The sequence below is a fragment of the Streptococcus sp. 2579 genome (assembly GCF_013277195.1).
GTDB lineage: Bacteria > Bacillota > Bacilli > Lactobacillales > Streptococcaceae > Streptococcus.
This window is the reverse complement of sequence record NZ_VMMM01000003.1, coordinates 90,338-115,318: the sequence shown is the minus strand read 5'-3', so window position 1 is coordinate 115,318 and position 24,981 is coordinate 90,338. Positions and strand designations below refer to the sequence as shown.

Here is a 24,981-nt window from a genome sequence, read left to right as displayed (position 1 = left end):
TTAGTCATTAGATATAGAATTATAGTGAGGTAAAAAGATGTTCAAAAATTTTATCCAATCTATTTATGAAAAAGTTTATATTATCAATTTCGAAAAATGCTCTCAAATACCGTGTTTGACGAATGAAGAATTAAAAAGTCTTGGAAAATGGTATGTCTCGACCGGTAAAGAATGGATTTGCCATTCAGACTATGAGCTGGAAGAATTTAAAAATATCTTTTTAAATTTTATCAGTCCTGAAGAACGGGATAATATCTCCTTTGATTCAGATTTTATGCCGTTTCAACAATCGTAACCAATTTCCAAAAAAGTTAAATCTTATATTTAGTACGCTGCAAAACTCTTATCTAATCACGTTGCTTATACTCAATGAAAATCAAAGAGCAACTTTAAACTAGGAAGCGAGTCGCAGGTTTCTCAATGCATAGCTTTGAGGTTGCAGATAAAGCAATTGGGCAAAAAGTCTTTAACGTAGAAAAACGCATAATATCAGGTGTTGAAAAACCTTGATACTATGCGTTTTATTGTGGGAAGATTTACTTCTGAAATTGAGTTTTTCCCACAGGATCTTTCAGTTTATTAAGGCTTGATGACTTTAGTAAGTTTAGATAGCTCAAAAAGGATTGAATCACTTAGTTTAGAATCTGAAACAATAGTATCAAGATTTGATACATTATAAAAAGTATAAAAATCAAACTTATTGAACTTACTATGATCTGCGAGCAAATATTTTTTATTAGAATTATTTAAAGCGATGCGTTGAGCCTCTCCCTCTTCCTCGCTAAAAGTAGCTAGAGCTCCGTTTTGAATACCATTACAGCTAACGAAAGCTTTGGAAAATTGGAGATTAGAGAGATTTTGTAGGGTCAATGTGCCAACAAAAGCACCTGTAATATCGCGATAATTTCCACCTATCAAAATCAAATCTGTTAATTTTCGTTCGCTTAAAATCAGAAAAACAGGTAGACTGTTGGTCACGACGCGGATATTGTCAATAGGCAATTCGCGCGCAAAAAATTCTAATGTTGTTCCTGGTCCAATGAAAATAGTTTCTCTTTCTTCTACTAGACTGCCTGCAAAACGGGCTATTTCTTGTTTTTCTGCCGTTTGGAGGGCTTGTTTTTCAATATTTGATCGCTCATTAGTCAAAAGGGAGTTGGTTCGAAGTTTTTCAGCTCCACCATGCACACGAATCAGTAAATCTTTATCAGCTAATTCCTGTAAATAGCGTCTTGCAGTCATATCTGAAACGGCTATTTCGTCCATAATCTGTTTAACCGTTATGGTTCCTTTACTATTTACTATCTCTAAAATTTTGGTTAATTTTTCTTGCTTGAGCATATTATCACCTCGTTTCCTACTACTATCTTACCATAAACTAGCTCATCATTCAAATACAAAAACAACAAAATAAAACAAAAACAAAAATATCGAGGTTTGTTTTCAAAACTTCGATATTTTATTAGATTATTATTTTGTTGTTTCAAGTTTACTTTTTGATAGTTAAGAGTGGTGGAGAATTATACTCAATGAAAATCAAAGAGCAAACTAGGAAGCTAGCCGTAGGTTGCTCAAAACACAGTTTTGAGGTTGTAGATAAGACTGACGAAGTCAGTGAGCATATCTACGGCAAGGCGAAGCTGACGTGGTTTGAAGAGATTTTCGAAGAGTATTAGTCCAAACCGTAGTTGTAGTCATCATCTTGCATGGCTTCAACTTCACCAAGGAGGTAACCATTTCCGACTTGAGAGAAGAAGTCGTGGTTAGATGTCCCTGTTGAAATACCGTTCATAACGATTGGGTTCACATCATCTGCTGAATCTGGGAAGAGTGGATCTTGTCCCAGGTTCATGAGAGCCTTGTTAGCATTGTAGCGAAGGAAGGTTTTGACTTCTTCCGTCCAACCAACACCGTCATAGAGGCTCTCTGTGTAGCCTTCTTCATTTTCATAAAGAGTATAGAGTAAGTCGTACATCCATTCTTTTAGCTTTTCTTGCTCTTCTTCAGGTAATTCATTGAAACCAAGTTGGAATTTGTAACCAATGTAGGTTCCGTGAACAGATTCATCACGAATAATCAATTTGATGATTTCCGCAACGTTGGCAAGTTTGTTGTTACCAAGGTAGTAGAGCGGTGTGAAGAAACCAGAGTAGAAGAGGAAGGTTTCAAGGAAGACGCTAGCCACTTTCTTTTCAAGTGGGCTACCGTTTAGGTAAATTTCGTTGACAATCTCAGCCTTCTTTTGTAGGTAAGGGTTGGTATTGGTCCATTCGAAAATTTCTTCGATCTCAGCCTTAGTATTCAAGGTAGAAAAGATTGAAGAGTAAGATTTAGCGTGAACAGATTCCATAAATTGGATGTTATTGAAAACAGCTTCCTCATGTGGTGTACGGATATCTGCGCGAAGGGCTTCAACCCCAGTTTCAGATTGCATAGTGTCGAGAAGGGTTAAACCACCAAAGACTTTTCCTACCAAGTCTTTTTCTACATTTGGTAGCTTTCTCCAGTCATCCAAGTCGTTTGACAAGGGAATACGTGTATCGAGCCAGAATTGCTCTGTCAGCTTTTCCCAAGTTGATTTGTCGATGACATCTTCGATGGCATTCCAGTTAATGGCTTTGTAGTAAGTTTCCATTTGAAATCTCTTTCTGTGTTTAGTATTGCGAACTCACAATTATCTTTATTTTATCATAATCCTAGAGGAGTATCGCACAAAAAGTCGGAAGCCCGACTTTTTGTTATTTCATAGTATAGATGCTTATTCTAGTTTAGTTTAGCAGGGTGAATGAATCACTTATCTGAGAAAATGTAGTTTCCTCAAGCAAAGATTAAATCACACAGCTTTCACATTGGTTAGCACCGACTTCTCCACCATCGTCTGTGAAAGTACGGACGTAGTAGATAGACTTGATACCCTTGTTAAAGGCATAGTTACGAAGGATAGACAAGTCACGTGTCGTTTGTTTGTTTTCTTTCTTCCATTCGTAAAGACCTTTTGGAATGTCACTACGCATAAAGAGTGTGAGTGAAAGTCCTTGGTCCACGTGCTCAGTCGCAGCAGCGTAAACATCAATCACTTTACGCATATCCATGTCGTAAGCAGAAGTGTAGTAAGGAATGGTTTCTGTTGACAAGCCAGCAGCAGGGTAGTATATTTTACCGATTTTCTTTTCTTGACGTTCTTCGATACGTTGTGTAATCGGGTGAATAGAAGCAGAAACGTCATTGATGTAACTGATAGAACCATTTGGCGCTACAGCAAGGCGGTTTTGGTGGTAAAGACCATCTGCTTGAACCTTGTCGCGCAGTTCAGCCCAGTCAGTAGCACTTGGGATAAAGACATCTTTGAAGAGTTCTTTAACACGGTCTGATTTTGGAACAAACTCGCCTGTAATATACTTGTTAAAGTAGCTTCCCTTAGCATAGTCTGATTTTTCAAAGTTGTGGAAGGTGATGCCACGTTCACGCGCGATATTGTTTGATTCTACCAAGGTCCAGTAGTTCATAAGCATGAAGTAGATGCTTGTAAATTCAACAGACTCAGGCGATCCATATTCAATCAGTTGTTGGGCAAGGTAGCTGTGAAGTCCCATGGCGCCGAGACCAAAGGTGTGGGCTTGGCTATTTCCATGATCGATGGTAGGAACAGCTACGATGTGTGAACTATCTGTAACGAAAGTAAGGGCACGAACCATAGCACGGATAGAACGACCAAAGTCAGGTGAAGTCATCATGTTAACCACGTTGGTTGAACCAAGGTTACATGAAACATCCGTTCCCATTTGAAGGAATTCTTGAGCATCGTTGATCAAGCTTGGTTCTTGGACTTGAAGAATCTCAGAACACAAGTTACTCATGATAATCTTTCCATCAACAGGATTTGCACGGTTAGCCGTATCAATATTGACTACATAAGGGTAGCCAGACTCTTGCTGTAATTTAGAGATTTCAGTTTCCAAATCACGCGCCTTGATTTTTGTCTTGCGAATATTTGGATTTGCGACCAATTCATCGTATTTTTCAGTAATGTCGATGTAGTTGAAAGGTACACCATACTCTTTTTCGACAGAGTAAGGGCTGAAGAGGTACATTTCTTCATTTTTACGCGCCAATTCGTAGAATTTATCTGGTACTACAACACCAAGTGATAGGGTTTTGACACGAACTTTTTCATCGGCATTTTCTTTCTTAGTTGAAAGGAAGGCGATGATATCTGGGTGAAAGACATTGAGGTAAACAACACCGGCACCTTGACGTTGACCTAATTGGTTTGAGTAAGAGAAGCTATCTTCGAAAAGCTTCATAACAGGAACGACACCTGAAGCAGCTCCTTCATACCCCTTGATAGGAGCTCCAGCTTCACGAAGGTTGCTGAGGGTAATTCCCACACCACCACCAATACGTGAAAGTTGAAGAGCTGAGTTGATAGAACGTCCGATAGAGTTCATATCATCTGTCACTTGGATTAGGAAACAAGATACCAACTCCCCACGACGAGCACGTCCAGCATTCAAGAAGGAAGGAGTAGCAGGTTGGTAGCGTTGGTGGATGATTTCATTGGCAATATCGATTGCAACAGATTCATTGCCATCAGCGAAATAAAGGGCGTTAAAGAAGACACGGTCTTCCATACTTTCAAGATAATATTCACCGTCGTTAGTCTTTAAGGCATATTGATTGTAAAATTTATAAGCTGCCATGAATGACTTGAATTGGAAGTTTTGGTCTTTGATAAATTGAGCCAATTCTTCCAAGAACTCTGGACGGTATTTCTTGATAAAAGCTGTTTCGATGTAGTTGTGTTCAATGAGGTAGTTGATTTTATCAGTAATTGAATCAAAAACCATAGTGTTTGGAACGACATTTTCGTTAAAGAAGGCATCCAAGGCTTCCTTATCTTTATGAAGCATGATTTGTCCATTAACAGGACGGTTGATTTCGTTATTGAGACGGAAGTAAGTCACGTCCTCAAGATGTTTTAATCCCATAAAATTTCCCTTATCTAATTACAAAAGAAAGGCCTCTAAGTTCGCCCTAGAAGCAGTTTCTTCTGGATGATGTACTAAGATTATGCTAATTGTTTCAGTTTTCCTGGTTGGAAACCTGAAAAGACTTCAGTTGGTGTTTGGATAACAGGAGCTGCGCTAAAACCGAGCTCTTTAACTTGATCGATATACTCAGGTTGCTCATCAAGATTGATTTCACGATAAGAGACATTATTACTGTCCAAGAAACGCTTGGTCATTTTACATTGGACACAATTGTTTTTAGAATAAACGGTTACCATTGTGTAACTCCTCTTCAAAATTTAATACTATCTTAGTATATCAGAAAATAAAATTTTGTCAATGATTTGAACTAAATATAGTGGTCAATTTTTCTACTTAAGCTCACAAAACACAATATGTAGTGTTTGCTTTATAAAACAGCAATGATTATCGTATAAATCGTTTTTAAAGAAACTATATCCTGTGTTTTGTTATCTAGGATAGAAGATTTTCAGCAAGTTATCTGAAAAGAAATTGAAGGAAAATCCAGAAAATGCTTGAAAAAAATCCTAGAAGATGGTATAATACCAAATTGTAAGGGTTATCACATATAACTCAAAAAAAGAAAGAACAAAAGGAGAGTCAAACTATGGCTTCTAAAGATTTCCACGTAGTGGCAGAAACAGGTATTCACGCACGTCCAGCAACATTGTTGGTACAAACTGCTAGCAAATTTGCTTCAGATATCACTCTTGAGTACAAAGGTAAATCAGTTAACCTTAAATCAATTATGGGTGTTATGAGTCTTGGTGTTGGCCAAGGTGCTGACGTAACTATCTCAGCTGAAGGTGCAGATGCAGATGACGCTATCGCTGCAATCTCAGAAACAATGGAAAAAGAAGGATTGGCATAAGGGAAATGACAGAAATGCTTAAAGGAATCGCAGCATCTGACGGTGTTGCAGTTGCAAAAGCATATCTACTCGTTCAACCGGATTTGTCATTCGAGACTATTTCAGTCGAAGATACAAACGCAGAAGAGGCTCGTTTGGATGTTGCTCTTGAAGCTTCTCAAAACGAGCTTTCTCTTATCCGCGAGAAAGCTGTAGGTACGCTTGGTGAAGAAGCGGCTCAAGTTTTTGACGCTCATTTGATGGTTCTTTCTGACCCAGAATTGATTGGTCAGATTAAAGAAACAATTCGTGCTAAGAAAGTCAACGCAGAAGCAGGTCTTAAAGAAGTGACTGACATGTTCATCACGATCTTTGAAGGTATGGAAGACAACCCATACATGCAAGAACGTGCAGCGGATATCCGCGACGTGACAAAACGTGTATTGGCAAACCTTCTTGGTAAGAAATTGCCAAACCCAGCTTCTATCAATGAAGAAGTAATTGTGATTGCGCATGACTTGACACCATCTGATACAGCTCAATTGGACAAAAACTTTGTAAAAGCTTTTGTAACAAACATCGGTGGACGTACAAGCCACTCAGCTATCATGGCACGTACACTTGAAATTGCAGCTGTATTGGGAACAAATAATATCACTGAAGTAGTGAAAGACGGTGATATCCTTGCCGTTAACGGAATTACTGGTGAAGTGATTATCAACCCAACAGATGAACAAGCGGCAGAATTTAAAGCAGCTGGTGAAGCTTATGCTAAACAAAAAGCTGAATGGGCACTTTTGAAAGATGCTCAAACAGTGACTGCTGACGGTAAACACTTCGAGTTGGCCGCTAATATCGGTACTCCAAAAGACGTTGAAGGTGTTAACAACAACGGTGCTGAAGCTGTTGGACTTTACCGTACAGAGTTCTTGTACATGGATTCTCAAGACTTCCCAACAGAAGACGAGCAGTATGAAGCATACAAAGCTGTTCTTGAAGGAATGAATGGTAAACCAGTGGTTGTTCGCACGATGGATATCGGTGGGGATAAGGAACTTCCTTACTTCGATATGCCACATGAAATGAACCCATTCCTTGGATTCCGTGCCCTTCGTATCTCTATTTCTGAAACTGGAGATGCAATGTTCCGTACACAAATCCGTGCCCTTCTTCGTGCTTCTGTTCATGGTCAGTTACGTATCATGTTCCCAATGGTTGCCCTTTTGAAAGAATTCCGTGCGGCTAAAGCAGTTTATGAAGAAGAAAAAGCAAACCTTCTTGCTGAAGGTGTTGCAGTTGCGGATGATATCCAAGTTGGTATCATGATTGAAATCCCTGCAGCAGCCATGCTTGCAGACCAATTTGCTAAAGAAGTAGACTTCATGTCAATTGGTACAAACGACTTGATCCAATACTCAATGGCAGCAGACCGTATGAACGAGCAAGTTTCATACCTTTACCAACCATATAACCCATCAATCCTTCGCTTGATCAACAACGTTATCAAGGCAGCTCACGCTGAAGGTAAATGGGCTGGTATGTGTGGTGAGATGGCTGGTGACCAAAAAGCTGTTCCACTTCTTGTCGGAATGGGCTTGGATGAATTCTCTATGTCAGCAACATCTGTACTTCGTACACGTAGCTTGATGAAGAAATTGGACACTGCTAAGATGGAAGAGTACGCTAACCGTGCCCTTACAGAGTGTTCAACAATGGAAGAAGTCCTTGAACTTCAAAAAGAATACGTTAACTTCGATTAATGTGATTAACCTTGTAACCTAGTTGCAAGGTTTTTTGCTACATTTTGGAAAAGTATAGTCCTATAAAGTCCACTTTTCAATGGTTCAGAGGCATGGTATAATAGGGGAAAGTAATTAGAATAAGAGAGAAACCATGTCTAAAGAAATTGATATTGAGTATTACCACCAATTAGCTTTGCAAAAGCAGAAGGAACATCGCAAAGTTTTAGCCAATCTAAAGAAAAAACCTCCTAAAAACCTAGACAAGATTGCCCAGCAGATTCACCAAGAAGTTTTTGCTGAGATTGATTGTACTGCCTGTGCTAACTGTTGTAAGACTTTGGGACCCGACTTTAAAGAAGCGGATATTACACGAATTGCCAAGTATTTTAAGATGAAATTACCAGCTTTTGAAGCGGAGTTTCTGCAGGTAGATGAAGATGGAGATAAGGTTTTCAAATCCATGCCCTGCCCATTTTTAGGAGGAGATAACCTTTGTTCTATCTATGACGTTCGTCCAAAGGCCTGTCGTGAATTCCCTCATACTGACCGCAAAAAGATCCATCAAATCAACCATTTGACGATTAAGAATACCTTGACCTGTCCAGCAGCCTATCTCTTTGTTGAGAAATTAAAGGATAAGTTGTAGAGATTTAAAGGATAAAAAATCTCTAATAATAACTAGTAATATGAAGGGAGTACTCCTGTGCCTAGACCGAAAACAAAAGAGGATCTAATGCTGGCCTCTAAGGAAAACTATGAAAAGCTCAATCGTTTCATCTCCCAACTAAGTGAAGATGAGCTACAGACTCCATTTGATTTTTCAAGAGACCCAAAGAAAAAAGAAGCTCACTGGAAAAGGGATAAAAATCTACGGGATGTCTTGATCCATCTTTATGAATGGCATCAGTTGCTTTTGACTTGGGTTTATTCTAATCAAAAAGGTAACGAAAGACCTTTTCTCCCTGAACCTTATAATTGGAAAACTTATCGAGAAATGAATGTCGCTTTTTGGAAGAAGCACCAGAAAACCTCCTTAGAAGAAGCGACTAGACTCCTAGAACAATCACATAGGGAGGTTTTAGAGTTGATAGAAGTTTTTAGCAATGACGAACTCTTTACCAAAGGTGTCTATAAGTGGACGGGTGGGACAAGTCTAGGTTCCTACTTTGTTAGTAGCACGTCAAGCCACTATGATTGGGCTCTGAAAAAACTCAAAGCTCATCGGAAGAATTGTAAGGGATAGATGGACTTTTTGAAATTGCAAGAATGAGTTCTTTTAAACGTAATACTCTTCGAAAATCAAATTCAAACTGCGTCAACGTCGCCTTGCCGTACTCAAGTACAGCCTGCGGCTAGTTTCCTAGTTTGCTTTTTGATTTTCATTGAGTATAAGATAAAAGCAAAGGGCTATCAAGTGATGTAGCCCTTTTGAGTTATACAAGCAAATTACCATGCAAAAGCTGTCGTTGGAGCATTGAGCGCTTCTAACCATTGCTTATTTTTTACAGGGCAAAGAGTTACGGATATACCTGCCATATCTAGACTGGTCATAAATGTTCCTGATTTTATAAAGGTAATAGTGACTCCTTCAATTTCTAAGAGTTGAAGGATGTCATTGATAAATATGCCCATTTCTAGGTTGGTAGTAGTACCTAGATTATTTACAAGCAATATAAATTGATCACCCTTTTTCCAATGATAGTGCAATCTTAATTTACTTATAATTTCATTTGCAAGGATTTCCGATGATTGGAATGGGACGATACGATAGCCTTCTTCGCCATGTATCCCAATACCATAAGAAATATTTCCTTCTTCCAAGTTAAATAGTGGAAGGGGGGCTTGGGGGAGACTAGCAGCTTTCGTTGCAAAGCCAATTGTTGCGATTTCGGGAGCAAGTTCATGACCTAAATCAGTTAGTTGCTCTATGTCGGCACCATTTTGAGCTGCATATCCTAGGATTTTATGAAGTAAGATTGTCCCTGCAAGTCCCCTTCCTCTAATTTGAAATCTATTGTGAGGTTCAATAGAAATATCGTCGTGTGCTAGACTATAGCCGACTTTAATTCCTTCTTGTCTAGCGGTGTTAATGGCCCAGCTAAATTCTTTGATGTCTGCTTCGAAATTTTTTACAATGATGAAGACACCGTGACCATTGTTTAAAAAACGAATGGACTCTAAGATTTCAGTTCTTGTAGGTGGAGTAAATAATTGGCCATAGATAGCAGCAGTAAGCATTCCTTCTCCCACATATCCAATATGCGCAGGTTCGTGACCGGAACCTCCACCCGACAAGATTGGAACCTGATGAGGATTTCGATTTTTTTGATAGACTAATGGTAAAGTAGGGTGTTTTTCTAATTCGGGATGACTGCTAACAGTTGCTGAAATGTAACTTGAAATAATTTTCTGTTTATGATTTGAAATAAATGTCATTGTGGTCTCTTTCCAATAATTGTCATGATTAGAAAGTCTGGTTGTGGAACTGGACTTTTTTTATTGACGTAAGCCTTCACGATTTCTGCTAGAGCATGTGAATGATAGTCTAACAAAAAACAAGTATAAGCAGATGAATCAATATCAATCTGACCATATTCTCTTAAAATTTTTGATACAAGCAAGCGACAGTAGCTGATAAAGTGGTCATAGAAGTTATTTTGCCCTTGAATATCAAAAAGTTGAATATAAAAGTCACGCTCTTGTTCGAAATAAAGAAATAGTTCTTGTAATAGTTTTTGGCCCGAAATGAAGTCCAAGTTATTGGTGATATACTCGGTTAAGTCATTTTCAAATATCCAGTCTAGCAGTTCATATTTGTCAAGAAAGTGATTATAAAAGGTCTGTCTACGAATGCCAGCTGATTCCATGATATCTACAATGGAGATTTTGTCAAATTCTCTAGTAGCTAATAGGTCTCTAAATGCCTTGGCAATCCGTTTTTTTGTAATAAGTGATGATGCCATAGGAAACCTTTCTTTTACTTACTTCATTTTACCAAAAAAATGTTTTAAACGGGTTTAAAAGGGGACAAATAATAGAATCTGTCCCTTATCATCCAGCGATAAAAAATATATAATGAAAGCGAAAACAAAGGTAAATACCGAAAGGAGTTTCTCATGAAAAAAATTATAAATGAACCGACACAAGTTGTTGATGAAATGTTGCAGGGATTGTCATTCATGCATGATGACTTGGTAGAACGCTTAGATGGTTTTGATGTCATCGTTAGAAAGGCAGAAAAGACAGGAAAAGTTGGACTCATTTCTGGTGGAGGTTCAGGACATGAACCAAGTCATGCTGGATTTGTAGGAGAAGGAATGTTGTCTGCTGCCATTTGTGGAGCAGTCTTCACTTCACCTACTCCGGACCAAATTTTAGAAGCCATCAAGGCGGCTGATGAAGGTGCTGGAGTTTTCATGGTCATCAAGAACTATTCTGGTGACATTATGAACTTTGAAATTGCACAAGAACTTGCTGAAATGGAAGGTATTGATGTAGCAAGCGTTGTAGTCGATGATGATATTGCTGTTGAAAATAGTCTCTATACCCAAGGTCGTCGAGGTGTTGCAGGTACTATTTTAGTCCATAAAATTTTGGGTAATGCGGCTCGTTCTGGTAAATCATTATCTGAAATGAAGGACTTGGCCGACAAACTTGTCTTAGAAATTAAAACAATTGGATTAGCTCTATCTGGCGCTACTGTTCCTGAAGTTGGGAAACCAGGATTTGTTCTAGAAGATGATGAATTTGAATATGGAGTTGGTATTCACGGTGAGCCAGGATATAAAAAAGAGAAAATGCAACCTTCCGCACAATTGGCCTCAGAATTGGTTGAAAAACTATCTGAAGGTTTCCAACTTAAAGCTGGTGAACGCTATGGCCTTCTCATCAATGGTTTAGGAAGCACTCCTCTTATGGAGCAATATGTATTTGCAAATGATGTGGCTAAATTACTCCATGAAAAAGGTGTTGAGTTGGCATTTAAGAAAATTGGAAACTATATGACCTCAATCGATATGGCTGGTTTGTCATTAACATTGATTCGATTGGCAGATGATGAGTGGTTGGATGCTCTAAATGCACCTGTTACTACTCCAGCTTGGTAAGACTCAAGGAGGAAATGTTGCATGAATGCTGAACAAGCTCTTGAATGGATGAAGCTTTTTAATGAAAAGATTCAAGAACAGAAAGATTATCTTAGTGAGCTAGACACCCCTATAGGAGATGGAGACCACGGTGGAAATATGGCGCGTGGCATGGCTGCAGTTATGGAAAACTTAGAAGGAAAGCAATTTGAGACCAGCAGTGATGTTTTTAAACTTGTCTCAATGCAACTACTGAGTAAGGTAGGCGGTGCTTCTGGTCCCTTGTATGGCTCTGCTTTTATGGGCATGGCCAAGGCTGATTCAAATTCGAAATTAGAAGAAATCTTACAAAGTGGTTTGGATATGATTGTCAAACGCGGGAAAGCAGAAGTTGGAGAAAAGACAATGGTTGATGTTTGGACTCCTGTTATTGCCGCCTTGTCTGATGGCCAGTTGACTCAAGAGGTTATTGATCAGGTAGTGAATGCTACCAAAGATTTACTTGCAACTAAAGGAAGGGCATCTTATGTAGGAGAACGTTCTCTTGGACATATTGATCCTGGATCATTCTCATCAGGATTACTCTTTACTGCTCTTTTAGAAACTGGGGTGGTTTAATGGGAAGTATTGGTCTTGTTATCGTTTCACATTCCAAACACATTGCAGAAGGTGTTGTTGAACTGATTAGTGAAGTAGCTAAAGATGTTCCGATTACTTATGTAGGAGGAACCGAAGATGGAGGAATTGGAACGAGTTTTGATCAAGTAGATAGGGTTGTTTCCGAAAATCCAGCAGATACTTTATTAGCCTTTTTTGACCTAGGTTCTGCTAAAATGAACTTAGAAATGGTGGCTGATTTCAGTGATAAGAGTATCAGGATCAATAGGGTTCCAATTGTAGAAGGTGCCTATACTGCAGCTGCTCTTCTTCAAGCTGGTGCAGAACTGTCAGTTATTCAAACACAGTTGTCGGAGCTTGAAATCAATAAATAAGGAATTTTACTATAACTCTTTTTATAGGTGGGCTATTGATTATCTCAACTATCAAAGTTTAATACTCAATGAAAATTAAAGAGCAAACTAGGAAGCTAGCCGCAGGCTGTACTTGAGTACGGNNATTTGATTTTCGAAGAGTATAAGTAAATGATTTCAAAATCAGAAAAGGATTGCTTTATGCAGTTCCTTTTTATTTTAACAGGAGTAAAGCTATAGCGTTTCTAAATTGTGAATCATTCAAAACAGATTGTGATGGGACTATTCTAGCTTTAGAATCCTTCAAAAATTAACATTGATATTTATGAAGTTAGGGTATTCGATAGTTAGGATTGTTCTATTCTGAAAGATTTGAGCTGTCAATCTTCTAGAATAGTAGTTTGCCAATGAATTTTGTTGAAAGATTCCTTGTTTTATGGTAGTCTAAAGTAAAAGAAAGCCTTATCATTATATTTTCATTTGTTAATAATGTATTTCGACTTTATCTAATGTAGAAGAAAGAAATATCATGAAACGTTTATGACTTGTAGGAAAGAGAATGTGAACTAAAAATAGATTTAGGAGTAGGTAGATGAGTAGTTTAGAGTCAATTCGTAAAGCGCATATCATCGTGTGGGGTGCCTATCTATTTTTATCATTAAGGGCGCCGCTAATTAGCAGCACAGAGTATTTCTTGCTTATTTTTTTAGCGTTTCTCTATTCGATAGTATCACTCCCTATATATTCAGTGAAAAATAAAATAGTATCTATCTGTCTAGCCATAAATTCGATTCTGTTAATGAGTTTCCCGATTTTAATCAATAAATATTTCCCAGGAAAGGTTTCTACTTATATCGTATTAATCAGTATTTTTATCCTGGAGTTCTTAATCTTTAATATAATTGGTAAAGATTTTGATACTAGATTAGCTAGCGAGTATAGGAAAATCAGTCAGTTTAAAAGTAAGATGTCTCAATCTCCTTGGATAAAATATTTAGAGATTTCTAGTTTTATATTAACTATATTTCCATTTATTCTTCATGGTACAGTTGCTAATCGTGTATTGACTCTTATCTTTTTGACAAAAATTTGTGTAGATACTACGATAAAGATTCTATTAAACAGAATCTTTAAGACAAGTGAGGTAATGAAAAGGAGGATATTTTCTCTTTTTGTACTAGATTTGATTGTCTATTTATTTTTAGCTTATGTTTTAGTGATACAAAAAGACGAATATCTGTTTTCAATTCTACTAATTTTTTCTAATTTCTCACTTCCCTTTATCAGAGAAAAAGAGTATGAATTATTTAAAAATAAGAGGTGAGATAGATATGGTTAAATCTTAGTTCTCTTTAAAATCAAATCAGGTAGAGAAAGGATATTTTATCTAGGTGACAAAGTGCTTTAAACGCAGTCAACGATTACCTGTTAGGAAACTATCCTAACCATGCAACGTTAAAGAGGAGAAATCTTATGAAACTCGTATCACCAAATAATTATGTTGCTATTGAGCAAGAGGAGATGATGTATCTTGATGGGGATTATCCATACATAAAGACGGGGGAATGTTACAGTAAACGTAGCCACTGCTTATTTTATGGGGAATTAAATATGTTTAAACTAAGTGATAGAGTCAGAGTGGTCTTTGCTATTTTAGGAGTAAGTTCCATATTGGTTAGTATGTATCTTATACCTTTTATTAAAACTGAGAATAAATTTTGGGAAATACTTGTATTTATATTAGGTGTATTGCTAATTGGAATTGCGTTACTAAGTCATAAAAAAATTAAATTTTGGAAATAGCGTTAGTGAGAAGGACAGGATAATAGTATTATGATGGTTGTTTTAATTTTGATGGTTGTGGTGTTTCTGTATTATGTAATTACCGAGTATTTTCAGAATAGTTATATTGACTGTATACTATTTCTAACATTGCTGATTTCTCATTTTGATATGGAATTACTATTTTTTGCCCATTGAAGTCTTAGTAGCATTAAGTGGAGTAAATTTGCTGTCAAGATTTTTCAAAAAAAAGAGAAGTCAATAGAGTTGTTAGTGGATTATAAAGATGAAAGGTAAAATTGGAATATCTAAAATGAAACATTTTATTGCAGGAATTGGTGAGATAAGATTTATTAGTTATCCATTGTCTCTATGTGTAGGACTAGCCCCTCTTTTTCATATCTATGTCATAGGTTCTGAAATGAATTTTGTGAAAATAGTATTATCTATTTTGGGAGTCATATTTGTATGTATTTTAACTATTGCTCGAATTTATAGAAGATTTTTCTATAATAAAAATAAACTTGACTAGAATAGTATGGATTAGTTAATCAATTGGAACTATTATTTTTGTTATAATTTACTACTTTTAAGTTTTTACATTAAACAGCCGACTGAAGTGAAAGTTGTTTATCCTAGAAAGGAAAACCTCAAATTGTCCTACAAATTTCTACTTTTCGACCTCGACCACACTCTTCTTGATTTTGATGCTGCTGAGGATGTGGCTTTGACGCAACTTCTAAAAGAAGAAGGGGTTACAGATATTCAGGCCTACAAAGACTTTTACGTTCCTATGAACAAGGCTCTCTGGAAGGACTTGGAGCAAAAGAAAATTAGTAAACAAGAGCTGGTTAACACGCGCTTTTCTCGTTTATTTTCTCATTTTGGACAGGAAAAAGCTGGTAGTTTTCTAGCCCAGCGTTACCAATTTTACCTAGCCCAACAGGGACAAACGATTTCCGGCGCTCATGAACTTTTGGACAGTCTCATCGATCGTGATTATGACTTGTATGCTGCGACAAATGGGATTACTGCTATTCAGACAGGGCGTTTGGCTCAATCTGGTTTAGCACCTTATTTCAATCAAGTCTTTATCTCAGAGCAATTGCAAACTCAAAAGCCTGATGCTCTCTTTTATGAAAAGATTGGTCAGCAGATTGCAGGTTTTATCAAAGAAAAGACGCTGATGATTGGAGATTCCCTAACCGCCGACATTCAAGGTGGTAATAATGCTGGGATTGCCACTATCTGGTACAACTCTCATCACCTAGAAAATCACACACAAGCCCAGCCAACCTACGAAGTCCATTCTTACCAAGACTTGCTGGATTGCTTAGATAAACTGTAAAAAGTGGTTTAGATAGCCACTTTTTGCTATAATAGAGGCAGTAAAAAAGAAGGAGTCGGCTATGCAACACTCGTCTTGGCATGCTTTGATTAAGGAGCAATTACATGAGGGTTATTTTGGGAAAATCAATCAGTTTATGGAGCAGGTCTACGCTCAGGGGACTGTTTATCCGCCCAAAGAAAAGGTTTTTCAGGCTCTCTTGACAACACCGCTTGAAGAAGTTAAGGTGGTGATTCTAGGGCAAGATCCCTATCACGGGCCAGGTCAAGCGCAGGGCTTGAGTTTTTCTGTACCCGACTCTATCCCAGCTCCGCCATCCTTGCAAAATATCTTGAAAGAATTGTCAGATGATATTGGGGTCAAGAAATCTCATGATTTGACAGTTTGGGCTGATCAAGGAGTCTTGCTTCTTAATGCTTGTTTGACTGTTCCTGCTGGACGGGCCAATGGTCATGCTGGTCAGATATGGGAGCCTTTTACGGATGCTGTGATTCAGGTGGTCAATCATCTAGATAGACCAGTCGTTTTTGTGCTCTGGGGAGCTTATGCACGCAAGAAGAAGGCCTTAGTTACCAATCCTCATCACTTGATTATCGAATCAGCCCATCCCAGTCCTTTGTCAGTTTATAGAGGATTTTGGGGTTCTAAGCCTTTTTCCAAGGCCAATGCATTCTTAAAAGAGACAGGACAAGAGCCAATCGATTGGCTTAGATAAGGAGAAAATATGCCTCAGTTAGCGACAATTTGCTACATTGATAACGGGAAAGAACTGCTTATGCTCCACCGTAATAAGAAGCCAAATGATGTTCATGAAGGAAAATGGATTGGTGTGGGTGGTAAGCTAGAGAGAGGAGAGACACCTCAGGAATGTGCAGCGCGTGAAATCCTCGAAGAAACAGGGCTCAAAGCTAAGCCTGTTCTAAAAGGTGTTATCACTTTTCCTGAATTTACGCCAGATTTAGACTGGTACACCTATGTTTTTAAGGTGACAGAGTTTGAAGGGGACTTGATTGACTGCAACGAGGGAACGCTAGAATGGGTTCCCTATGATGAGGTTTTGAGCAAGCCAACTTGGGAAGGTGACCATACCTTTGTTGGGTGGCTTTTAGAGGACAAACCCTTCTTTTCAGCCAAGTTTGTTTATGATGGGGATAAATTGTTGGATACCCAAGTTGATTTCTATGAATAAAGGAGAAAGCAGATGCTACTAATTAAAAATGGTCGTGTAATGGATCCCAAGTCTGGTTTGGATCAAGTGTGTGATGTTTTGGTCCAAGATGGGAAAATTGTCAAAATTGCGCCTGAAATCAAGAAAGAAGGAGTAGAGGTGCTTGATGCTACTGGTCTTGTAGTTGCACCTGGCTTGGTCGATATTCATGTTCATTTCCGTGAACCGGGTCAAACACACAAGGAAGACATCCATACTGGGGCACTAGCAGCTGCGGCAGGTGGTTTTACTACTGTCGTCATGATGGCTAATACCAGTCCAACCATTTCAGACGTGGAGACTTTGCAAGAAGTTCTCCAGTCAGCTGCCAAAGAGAAGATTAATGTCAAGACGGTTGCGACTATTACTAAAAATTTTAATGGGCAAGATTTGACTGACTTTAAGGCGCTTTTAGAAGCAGGTGCGGTTGGTTTCTCAGATGATGGTATTCCGCTTGAAAGTAGTAAAGTTGTCAAGGAAGCCATGGAGGAAGCTAAAAAGCTTAATACCTTTATTAGTCTTCATGAGGAAGATCCAGGATTGAACGGTGTTCTTGGCTTTAACGAAAATATTGCTAAAGAGCATTTCCATATCTGCGGTGCGACTGGGGTGGCTGAGTATGCTATGATGGCGCGTGATGTCATGATTGCCTATGCAACCAAGGCCCATGTTCATATTCAGCATTTGTCTAAGAAAGAAAGTGTTAAAGTAGTTGAGTTTGCTCAAGGTTTGGGTGCGCAAGTCACAGCAGAAGTAGCACCACAGCATTTCTCGAAAACAGAAGCTCTCCTTTTGACACAAGGAAGTAATGCCAAGATGAATCCGCCGCTTCGTTTGGAATCAGACCGTCGTGCTGTTATCGAGGGTCTTAAATCAGGCATCATCACAGTTATCGCGACAGACCACGCGCCTCACCATGCAGATGAGAAAAACGTTGAGGATATTACCAAAGCACCATCTGGTATGACAGGTTTAGAAACCTCCCTGTCTCTCGGCTTGACCTATTTGGTGGAAGCTGGTGAGTTGAGCTTGATGGAATTACTCGAAAAGATGACATACAACCCAGCCAAGCTTTACAACTTTGAAGCAGGTTATTTGGCTGAGAATGGTCCAGCGGACATCACTATTTTTGATGCTAAGGCTGACCGCCTTGTGGACTCCCAATTTGCTTCGAAAGCAGCTAATTCACCATTCATCGGTGAAACCTTAAAAGGGCAGGTTAAATATACAATCTGTAAGGGACAAATTGTCTATCAAGCTTGATAGGAGTTAGAATATGAATTATTTTCGAAAACGTAGGGAGAGAAAAGCAAAATCTAATAGCGGAATTTACTGTCCCGCATCTAATCGTTCTAAAATTCAATATGAAACTAAAGAAAAAGCTGACCATGCAGTTCAATATGATAATGGAGGTTTAGTTAGAAGCTATTATTGTCGTACATGTGCGTGTTGGCATACTACTTCAAAATCTAATAACCCTCCGCTAAGTTTGAAAAATTATGGTCTGAAACTCTTTGGTTTAGATAAATCAGAATAGAAAGAGAAGTATGTATAAGACAAAGTGTTTACGAGAGAAGTTAGTATTATTTTTAAAAATTTTCTTCCCAATCCTGATCTACCAATTTGCCAATTATTCTGCCTCTTTTGTTGACACTGCAATGACAGGTCAATACAATACTATGGACTTGGCTGGTGTGTCTATGGCGACCAGTATCTGGAATCCTTTTTTTACCTTCCTAACAGGAATTGTGTCAGCCCTGGTGCCCATCATTGGTCACCATCTTGGTCGAGGAAAAAAGGAAGAAGTTGCATCTGATTTTTACCAGTTCATCTATTTGGCTTTGGGACTATCTGTGGTCTTGCTGGGGATGGTACTTTTCTTGGCACCACCAATCTTGAATCATATTGGACTAGAAGCACCAGTGGCGGCAGTAGCGATTCGTTATCTCTGGTTTTTATCTATCGGGATTATCCCTTTGTTGCTATTTAGTGTCATTCGTTCCTTGCTGGATTCGCTGGGGTTGACCAAACTGTCTATGTATCTTATGCTTTTGTTACTTCCTCTCAATAGCGGATTTAACTACCTCTTGATTTACGGGGCCTTTGGAGTTCCAGAACTGGGAGGTGCTGGGGCTGGTTTAGGAACTTCTTTGGCTTACTGGGTCTTGCTGGGGATTTCTGTTCTGGTTCTATTTAAACAGGAGAAGCTCAAGGCTCTACATCTTGAGAAACGAATTCCGCTTAATATGGATAAAATCAAGGAAGGAGTTCGTTTAGGTCTGCCTATTGGGGGGACTGTCTTCGCGGAAGTAGCCATCTTTTCCGTGGTTGGCTTGATTATGGCGAAGTTCTCGTCCTTGATTATCGCTAGTCACCAGTCAGCTATGAACTTTTCAAGTCTCATGTACGCCTTTCCCATGAGTATCTCATCTGCTATGGCTATTGTCGTTTCCTATGAAGTGGGAGCTAAGCGATTTGATGATGCGAAAACCTATATTGGTCTAGGGAGATGGACTGCCCTCATTTTTGCGGCCTTCACCTTAACCTTCCTTTACATTTTTAGGGGAAATGTGGCCAGTCTTTATGGTAACGATCCAGAATTTATTGATTTGACAGCGCGTTTTTTGACTTATAGCCTTTTCTTCCAGTTAGCAGATACTTTTGCGGCACCGCTCCAGGGAATTTTACGGGGCTATAAGGATACAGTTATTCCTTTTTACCTTGGTTTGGTTGGTTACTGGGGGGTGACACTCCCAGTAGCTATGGTATTTGATTCCCTAACAGATTTTGGAGCTTATTCTTACTGGATTGGTTTGATTATTAGTCTAATCGTAAGTGGGGCTCTCTACCGTTGGCGTTTAACTGTGATTATGAAGAGATTTGAATCCAGAAAAGCTTGATTTTTAGAATTCCTACAAGCAAAAATATCCTTCCTTATCTGCCTTATCTGCATTATTTTTGCTATAGTTAAATTAGTAGTAGGAAAATGAGAACTTCAAAAATATAGAAACAATTGATATTTCACGCTACTTTACTGGTATCAGATATAAAGAAAAAGAAGTTGCTAAAACAAGCAACTTCTTTTTTTGAATTTCGTTTTACATAATTTATTTTATGTAGTTTATAAACTATCCAAGGCATTTTTTTGTTCATCGTTGACGATATGGGTATAGAGGTCAGTGACTTGTGTACTGGCGTGTCCTAGCTGGTGACTGACCAAAACTTGTGATTTAGTAGCATCATATAGCCTAGTTGCTAGGGTATGGCGCAGTTTATGGGGTGTTACACGGACTTTGAAGTCCTCTGAGTATTTAGCAACCATTTTTTCAACGCTGGAAGCATCGATACGATTTGGTACACCTCGGTATAAGGTCAGAAAGAGCGCTGTGTCTGTCTTTTCCGTCTTATAGCGTTGATTTCGAATGGCTAGATAATTCTCTAAATAAGGCTTAGCAAAAGCAGCGACATTGACCGAGTCACGTTTGCCACCTTTTCGAGTGACATCAATAACCATCATCTTGAGATTGAGATCTCTTAGATCCAGATTAACAGCTTCAGATAAGCGAACACCAGACGCCAAGAGAAGGGCAATAATGGCCAAATCACGTTCTTTATTTTTGTTGAATGATGAGAGAGCGCGATTTGAAAGTTGTTGTGGATACTCTTGGTCAATATAAGTTAGAAAACCTTCTGTTTCATCACCTAAAAAGAGTTTTTGCTTGATGTTTTCAGCTCTGGCAGCAAGCGTTTCTTTCTTTTTTTTGGTTGAAACTTTCTTCATTACATTACGATAAAAATAAGGTTCCCCCTGATCGTTTTCAACCTCCTCGGTCAGATACTTGTAAAGACTAGAAAGTGCTGACAAAGTCCGATTGATGGTTGTCTGAGAAACTCCTTGCTTGGTTGTATTAGCATTCAGCAAAGGACGTTCTCGAAGATAAAGGATAAAAGCCTCCATATCTTTCTTTGACATGTTTTCCAAGACAGATAAAGGAATATTAGACATTTTATCAGCGTTTGAGATACCAGACTCTAAAACCCAGCTGAAAAATCGATCATATTCCTTGAGATATTCGTACAAGGTTGTAAAACTGTAAGGAACAGCAAGCTTAGATTGGTAGTATTCCAGAACATACCAGGGCATGATTTGTTTTAGTTTGTCGATTCGTTCTAGTAAAATCTCACGTTTCATGTATTTTCTCCATAAATAAGTCTACTAGTAGTATAGCATAGACCTATATATTTTTCAAGAAAATTATAGTTTTTCGGAAAGATGTTATAGAGCTTTTTAAAAAAGACTTAGACCTGAGTAAAAGGGATCTAATCTAAGTCTTCGGAGTTATTATTGTGAATCATTAGCTAGTGCTTTTTCTAGTTTCCAAATACTAAACCAGAATGAAATAGTCAACAGAATAAAGAAAATAATAAAGAGCTCACCCACTAAACTTCTGTTCATACTACACAACTGAAGAGCTATATAAGGAGCTATGAGATACAAAATACATTGTATAATTGCTATTGTTTTCTTTTTCATGATTTTAATCTTACTGTACAGATTTGATACAGTAAACTCCTTTCTAGCTTTATGCTTTATCATTTCTAACTTAATTATAGTCTTATTTTTACCAAAGCTCAATTATTTATATGTAAAATTCCCCATCAGTAAAAAATAACCGATCTCATTTCTGAGAATCGGTTATTTAAATAAATTAAGCCAGTTGTTTACATAATATAAATTATGTAAAACTACTCTACAACAACAAATCTTTGACTTTCCCAATTTCGCTTTTTGGAATAACTAGATGAATCATATCACCCAGATACATTCTGGTTGAGCCGTTAACTGTTTGGCTCTTGCCATTATGGACTTGGGTAGTGATGAGGACGTTGTGTGGTAAGTTGAGTTCATGAACTTGTTTCCCAGCAATTTTATCAGAAACTGGTATTTCGATAAGTGTCACTTCTCCTTCGCTGGATACTTCTTCTGGAAGCATTTTTTCCAGCATGGCTTCATAGACTGGTGCACCCTTGAGCAAATCCATGATGATGTAAGCTACTAAGGTTACTAAACCAAGTGGCATGAGGTTGCGAATATCTCCTACCATCTCAGTTACGAGGATCATGGCAGTTAAGGGAGCTTTTGATATGGCTCCAAAATAACCACTCATTCCTAGAATGACAAATATAGGGAATTGCTCTTGACTGACAAGTCCAATATTCACACAAATGACACCAACTAGGGCACCAAGCAAGGAACCGAGAGCCAAAATAGGTAGGAAAATTCCTCCTGGAAGACCACTTCCATAACTAATCATGCTCCAGATAAAGCGAATTAAAAAGTAAGCTAATAGAACTTGAAAACTAAAATCTTGCTCAGTTAGGGAAAGTACCAGCTGATTTCCACCACCAAGGATGTGGGGTAAAAAAATTCCGACTGGTATGATGAGAATGAAGGCCAGAATTGGATAATAAGCTCTATCCAAATGGATTTTTTGACCAATCCAATCATAAACTCGACCAACATTGAGCACAGCTTTCTCATAGAGAAAACCGGAAAGACCCAGAAAAATTCCCATGAGGAGGTAAATCCAATACTGATCTAGGGTCATGAGTGGGATATTATCAGGCATATCCAGTACGGGTGTTAGGCCAAATATGAGCAGAGAAACAAAGTTTGCTACGAGACTAGCTGCTAGAGTAGATACCCAGAAAAAGCGAGAAAAGTGATGATAGACTTCTTCTACGACAAAGAGAAGACCCGCTATTGGAGCATTAAAGGCTGCGGCTAATCCTGCTGCAGCACCACTAGCAATCAGGGAACGTTCCTCCACTGGACTGGATTTGAGCCACTTGGCAATTCCTTTACCACCAACTGCTCCCAGTTGGATACTTGGCCCTTCACGCCCCAGCATGAGTCCGCTGGCAATAGCTAGAATTCCTAGAATATATTTTTTCCAGAGAACGCCCCACCAGTTAAGGGTCATGAGGCCTTTCAGTTCGGCTTCGACTTGAGGAATTCCTGAGCCTTTAATATCTTTTTCAGAGCGTGTCAGTTTGGCACTGAGCCAGCAGATGATTAGATAAAACAGGGCGATAATAAATAAATTAACAAATAGGTGCGCTTGAGCTTGATAAAGTCCTTGTATCAGGTGGAAGCCTTTTTCAATTAAGAAACGAAAGGATCCGACGATAATTCCAACGACGAGGCCGACAATGATTCCTCGACCAACTTGGGATAGTATAGTGCTGGATGCAAAGGCGAATTCTTTCTTAGAACGGACTATTTCCGACTGTTCCTCCATGGTATTTCCTTTCAATTAACTTTCTTTTTTACCTAAAACCAGGGATTTAACGGGTTCAAAGCTGGTTCGGTGAATTGGGGTAACTCCTAGTTTTTTCAGTCCTTCCAGGTGTTTGGCTGTTCCATATCCTGCATTAGTAGCGAAATCATAGCCAGGGAACTGCTGATCGTAGTCCTTCATCAATTCATCACGGGTCACCTTGGCTACTATGGAAGCTGCTGCGATCGAGAGGGAGTTGGCATCTCCTTTGATGATGGAGGTTTGTGAAATGGGCAATTCCAGTTTCATGGCATCTATTAGGAGGTGCTCGGGTTGAGGACTGAGCTGGGAGATTGCTTCTTGCATGGCTAGTTTGGTTGCTTCATAGATATTGACTTGGTCGATGACCTGATTATCCATGATACCAATTCCAATCGACAAGGCTTGGTCTTGAACGGCTTGAAAAATCTCCAGATGTTTCTTTTTAGGGATTTTCTTGCTGTCGTTGAGGCCTTTAATCTTACAATTTTGAGGTAAAATAACGGCTGCAGCAACCACAGGCCCAGCTAGAGGACCTCGGCCGACTTCATCAACACCAGCAATTAAGGTCAATCCTTGCTTATACAGTTCCTTTTCATAGGAAAGCATGGATTCCAAACGAAGATCCTCATCCAATTCTGCCTGAATAGCTTTTTTACGCTTGCTGATTTCCTTTTGAACTCCAGAGCGATTATCCTTTTCAAGCTCTAAAAAAATAGGGCTTTCTAACTCCTTGACCGTTTCAAGGAGTTCTTTGATTTCTTTAATCGTCGCCATCGAGGTCTTCCAATGTATCTAAGGTATAGTTACCGAGTTTGCCATCACGGACTTCCTTCACGAAGAGACTGTAAAAACGGTCATAGTCATCACGGAAACCGAGGGCACGGGTCATATCCATAATAATAACAGTCGCTTCTTCTTCAATTTTCATTTGTTTGAAGCGTTCAGCCAGCTTTTCTGGATAATGTTCTTTGAAATAATTAAGACCAAAAATGGTCACCTCGTCCATAGGGAGCAACTGGTCTTTAATAGCTCCAGTCAAGGCTAGTTTAAGAGCAACAGTTTCGTCTTCGAATTTAGGCCAGAGAATCCCTGGTGTATCCAAGATTTCCAGGTCTTTATTTGTTTTGAGCCATTGTTGTCCCTTGGTCACCCCTGGTTTATTGCCGACAACGGCAATTTTCTTACCAGCTAAACGGTTCATAAGAGTTGATTTACCAGCATTTGGAATCCCGATAATCATGGTACGCAAGGTTTCAATCTTGATACCACGTTCTTTCTGACGAGTAATCTTATCAGCCATGAGTTTTTTTGCCGCATCTGTTACAACTTTTACAGTCACTTGCTCTTTGGAGTTGATAGCTAGCGTCTGGATTCCTTGTGATTCAAAATACTGACGCCATTCTTTGGTCATTGCTGGGTCAGCCAAGTCTGCCTTGTTTAAAATCAAGAGTTTTGGTTTGTCACCAACAATCTTGGTCAACATAGGATTTTGACTAGATAAAGGTAAACGTGCATCCACCAAAATCGTTACAAAATCAACAAATTTTAAATTTTCCTGAACCTGTCGACGTGCTTTAGACATGTGACCAGGAAACCATTGAATAGTAGCCATTGAATTTTTTCCTTTCGTAGCAAGGGTTTAG

Annotated in this window: 28 protein-coding genes and 1 pseudogene; 19 read left to right on the top strand and 10 right to left on the bottom strand. The window is 38.7% G+C overall.

Annotated features, from left to right (window positions below; all coding sequences use genetic code 11):
- The first annotated feature begins 37 nt into the window (after positions 1–37).
- Entirely contained in the window at positions 38–295 is a 258-nt protein-coding gene (locus HT725_RS01275; protein ID WP_138704057.1) for a DUF3884 family protein, read from the top strand.
- 284 nt (positions 296–579) lie between these two features.
- Here HT725_RS01275 and HT725_RS01270 read toward each other — a convergent pair whose 3' ends face one another.
- The gene (locus HT725_RS01270) at positions 580–1,341 is read right to left on the bottom strand and encodes a DeoR/GlpR family DNA-binding transcription regulator (RefSeq protein ID WP_000917603.1); all 762 of its coding nucleotides are present in this window, start codon (positions 1,339–1,341) and stop codon (positions 580–582) included.
- 188 nt (positions 1,342–1,529) lie between these two features.
- Here HT725_RS01270 and HT725_RS01265 point away from each other — a divergent pair, with 188 nt between their 5' ends.
- Complete coding sequence (locus HT725_RS01265) at positions 1,530–1,676, top strand: hypothetical protein (protein WP_023933379.1); 147 nt, start codon at positions 1,530–1,532, stop codon at positions 1,674–1,676.
- Here HT725_RS01265 and nrdF read toward each other — a convergent pair.
- From nrdF to nrdH, 3 genes are all read right to left on the bottom strand, one after another.
- On the bottom strand, positions 1,673–2,635 hold the full coding sequence (gene nrdF / locus HT725_RS01260; RefSeq protein ID WP_164226196.1) for a class 1b ribonucleoside-diphosphate reductase subunit beta: 963 nt from the start codon (positions 2,633–2,635) through the stop codon (positions 1,673–1,675). The genes HT725_RS01265 and nrdF overlap by 4 nt on opposite strands.
- A gap of 193 nt (positions 2,636–2,828) precedes the next feature.
- Entirely contained in the window at positions 2,829–4,988 is a 2,160-nt protein-coding gene (gene nrdE / locus HT725_RS01255) for a class 1b ribonucleoside-diphosphate reductase subunit alpha (RefSeq protein ID WP_164226195.1), read from the bottom strand.
- An 80-nt stretch (positions 4,989–5,068) separates the two neighbouring features.
- Positions 5,069–5,287 (bottom strand): glutaredoxin-like protein NrdH, encoded by a 219-nt coding sequence (gene nrdH / locus HT725_RS01250; RefSeq protein WP_000259247.1) that lies wholly within the window; start codon positions 5,285–5,287, stop codon positions 5,069–5,071.
- A gap of 350 nt (positions 5,288–5,637) precedes the next feature.
- On the opposite strand from nrdH, the gene HT725_RS01245 reads away from it, so the two are divergent.
- From HT725_RS01245 to HT725_RS01230, 4 genes are all read left to right on the top strand, one after another.
- The gene (locus HT725_RS01245; protein WP_000146947.1) at positions 5,638–5,901 is read left to right on the top strand and encodes a phosphocarrier protein HPr; all 264 of its coding nucleotides are present in this window, start codon (positions 5,638–5,640) and stop codon (positions 5,899–5,901) included.
- A 5-nt stretch (positions 5,902–5,906) separates the two neighbouring features.
- Entirely contained in the window at positions 5,907–7,640 is a 1,734-nt protein-coding gene (ptsP, locus tag HT725_RS01240) for a phosphoenolpyruvate--protein phosphotransferase (RefSeq protein ID WP_000138123.1), read from the top strand.
- A gap of 133 nt (positions 7,641–7,773) precedes the next feature.
- A complete protein-coding gene (locus HT725_RS01235) occupies positions 7,774–8,268 on the top strand; it encodes a YkgJ family cysteine cluster protein (protein ID WP_000031476.1) in 495 nt (164 codons plus the stop codon).
- 57 nt (positions 8,269–8,325) lie between these two features.
- Positions 8,326–8,865, top strand: a complete 540-nt coding sequence (locus HT725_RS01230; RefSeq protein ID WP_023936905.1) for a ClbS/DfsB family four-helix bundle protein — start codon at positions 8,326–8,328, stop codon at positions 8,863–8,865.
- Between the two features lie 203 nt (positions 8,866–9,068).
- Here HT725_RS01230 and dhaQ read toward each other — a convergent pair whose 3' ends face one another.
- Together dhaQ and dhaS are read right to left on the bottom strand one after the other, a co-directional pair.
- A complete protein-coding gene (dhaQ, locus tag HT725_RS01225; RefSeq protein ID WP_023936903.1) occupies positions 9,069–10,058 on the bottom strand; it encodes a DhaKLM operon coactivator DhaQ in 990 nt (329 codons plus the stop codon).
- Positions 10,055–10,585: a dihydroxyacetone kinase transcriptional activator DhaS gene (dhaS, locus tag HT725_RS01220; protein WP_173217888.1), complete on the bottom strand. Its 531-nt coding sequence runs from the start codon at positions 10,583–10,585 to the stop codon at positions 10,055–10,057. Before dhaS ends, dhaQ begins: the two co-directional genes overlap by 4 nt.
- 153 nt (positions 10,586–10,738) lie before the next feature.
- Here dhaS and dhaK point away from each other — a divergent pair, with 153 nt between their 5' ends.
- The 13 genes and pseudogenes from dhaK (at position 10,739) to pdrM (ending at position 19,915) form a co-directional block, all read left to right on the top strand.
- Entirely contained in the window at positions 10,739–11,728 is a 990-nt protein-coding gene (gene dhaK / locus HT725_RS01215; protein ID WP_173217886.1) for a dihydroxyacetone kinase subunit DhaK, read from the top strand.
- A 21-nt stretch (positions 11,729–11,749) separates the two neighbouring features.
- Positions 11,750–12,325, top strand: a complete 576-nt coding sequence (gene dhaL / locus HT725_RS01210; protein ID WP_024057029.1) for a dihydroxyacetone kinase subunit DhaL — start codon at positions 11,750–11,752, stop codon at positions 12,323–12,325.
- Positions 12,325–12,699, top strand: coding sequence for a dihydroxyacetone kinase phosphoryl donor subunit DhaM (dhaM, locus tag HT725_RS01205; protein WP_077805073.1), 375 nt, complete (start codon positions 12,325–12,327; stop codon positions 12,697–12,699). The genes dhaL and dhaM overlap by 1 nt, the downstream gene beginning before the upstream one ends.
- 571 nt (positions 12,700–13,270) lie before the next feature.
- Complete coding sequence (locus tag HT725_RS01200) at positions 13,271–14,002, top strand: hypothetical protein (protein WP_173217884.1); 732 nt, start codon at positions 13,271–13,273, stop codon at positions 14,000–14,002.
- Positions 14,003–14,289: 287 nt separating this feature from the next.
- On the top strand, positions 14,290–14,481 hold the full coding sequence (locus tag HT725_RS10440; RefSeq protein WP_173217895.1) for a hypothetical protein: 192 nt from the start codon (positions 14,290–14,292) through the stop codon (positions 14,479–14,481).
- A gap of 30 nt (positions 14,482–14,511) precedes the next feature.
- Positions 14,512–14,725 (top strand): annotated as a pseudogene (locus tag HT725_RS10165) (hypothetical protein).
- Positions 14,726–14,773: 48 nt separating this feature from the next.
- A complete protein-coding gene (locus HT725_RS10160; RefSeq protein WP_173249615.1) occupies positions 14,774–14,992 on the top strand; it encodes a hypothetical protein in 219 nt (72 codons plus the stop codon).
- Positions 14,993–15,115: 123 nt separating this feature from the next.
- A complete protein-coding gene (locus tag HT725_RS01190) occupies positions 15,116–15,808 on the top strand; it encodes a YjjG family noncanonical pyrimidine nucleotidase (protein WP_173217882.1) in 693 nt (230 codons plus the stop codon).
- A gap of 61 nt (positions 15,809–15,869) precedes the next feature.
- Entirely contained in the window at positions 15,870–16,523 is a 654-nt protein-coding gene (locus HT725_RS01185) for a uracil-DNA glycosylase (protein ID WP_173252904.1), read from the top strand.
- 9 nt (positions 16,524–16,532) lie between these two features.
- Entirely contained in the window at positions 16,533–16,997 is a 465-nt protein-coding gene (locus tag HT725_RS01180; RefSeq protein ID WP_001135770.1) for an 8-oxo-dGTP diphosphatase, read from the top strand.
- A 12-nt stretch (positions 16,998–17,009) separates the two neighbouring features.
- Entirely contained in the window at positions 17,010–18,278 is a 1,269-nt protein-coding gene (locus tag HT725_RS01175) for a dihydroorotase (protein WP_173217878.1), read from the top strand.
- 13 nt (positions 18,279–18,291) lie between these two features.
- Positions 18,292–18,552 carry a hypothetical protein gene (locus HT725_RS01170; protein WP_001105920.1) on the top strand — a complete coding sequence of 87 codons (261 nt, stop codon included), beginning with the start codon at positions 18,292–18,294 and terminating at the stop codon, positions 18,550–18,552.
- Between the two features lie 10 nt (positions 18,553–18,562).
- Positions 18,563–19,915, top strand: coding sequence for a sodium-coupled multidrug efflux MATE transporter PdrM (pdrM, locus tag HT725_RS01165; RefSeq protein ID WP_112443707.1), 1,353 nt, complete (start codon positions 18,563–18,565; stop codon positions 19,913–19,915).
- 221 nt (positions 19,916–20,136) lie between these two features.
- Here the strand turns inward: pdrM and xerS are convergent, their stop codons facing one another.
- The 4 genes from xerS to ylqF form a co-directional block, all read right to left on the bottom strand.
- Positions 20,137–21,207, bottom strand: a complete 1,071-nt coding sequence (gene xerS / locus HT725_RS01160; RefSeq protein WP_172930548.1) for a tyrosine recombinase XerS — start codon at positions 21,205–21,207, stop codon at positions 20,137–20,139.
- A gap of 559 nt (positions 21,208–21,766) precedes the next feature.
- Positions 21,767–23,317 carry a ClC family H(+)/Cl(-) exchange transporter gene (locus HT725_RS01155; protein ID WP_112443704.1) on the bottom strand — a complete coding sequence of 517 codons (1,551 nt, stop codon included), beginning with the start codon at positions 23,315–23,317 and terminating at the stop codon, positions 21,767–21,769.
- 15 nt (positions 23,318–23,332) lie between these two features.
- The gene (locus HT725_RS01150) at positions 23,333–24,112 is read right to left on the bottom strand and encodes a ribonuclease HII (RefSeq protein WP_173217874.1); all 780 of its coding nucleotides are present in this window, start codon (positions 24,110–24,112) and stop codon (positions 23,333–23,335) included.
- Positions 24,099–24,950, bottom strand: a complete 852-nt coding sequence (gene ylqF / locus HT725_RS01145) for a ribosome biogenesis GTPase YlqF (protein WP_173217872.1) — start codon at positions 24,948–24,950, stop codon at positions 24,099–24,101. The genes HT725_RS01150 and ylqF overlap by 14 nt, the downstream gene beginning before the upstream one ends.
- Between the last annotated feature and the right edge of the window lie 31 nt (positions 24,951–24,981).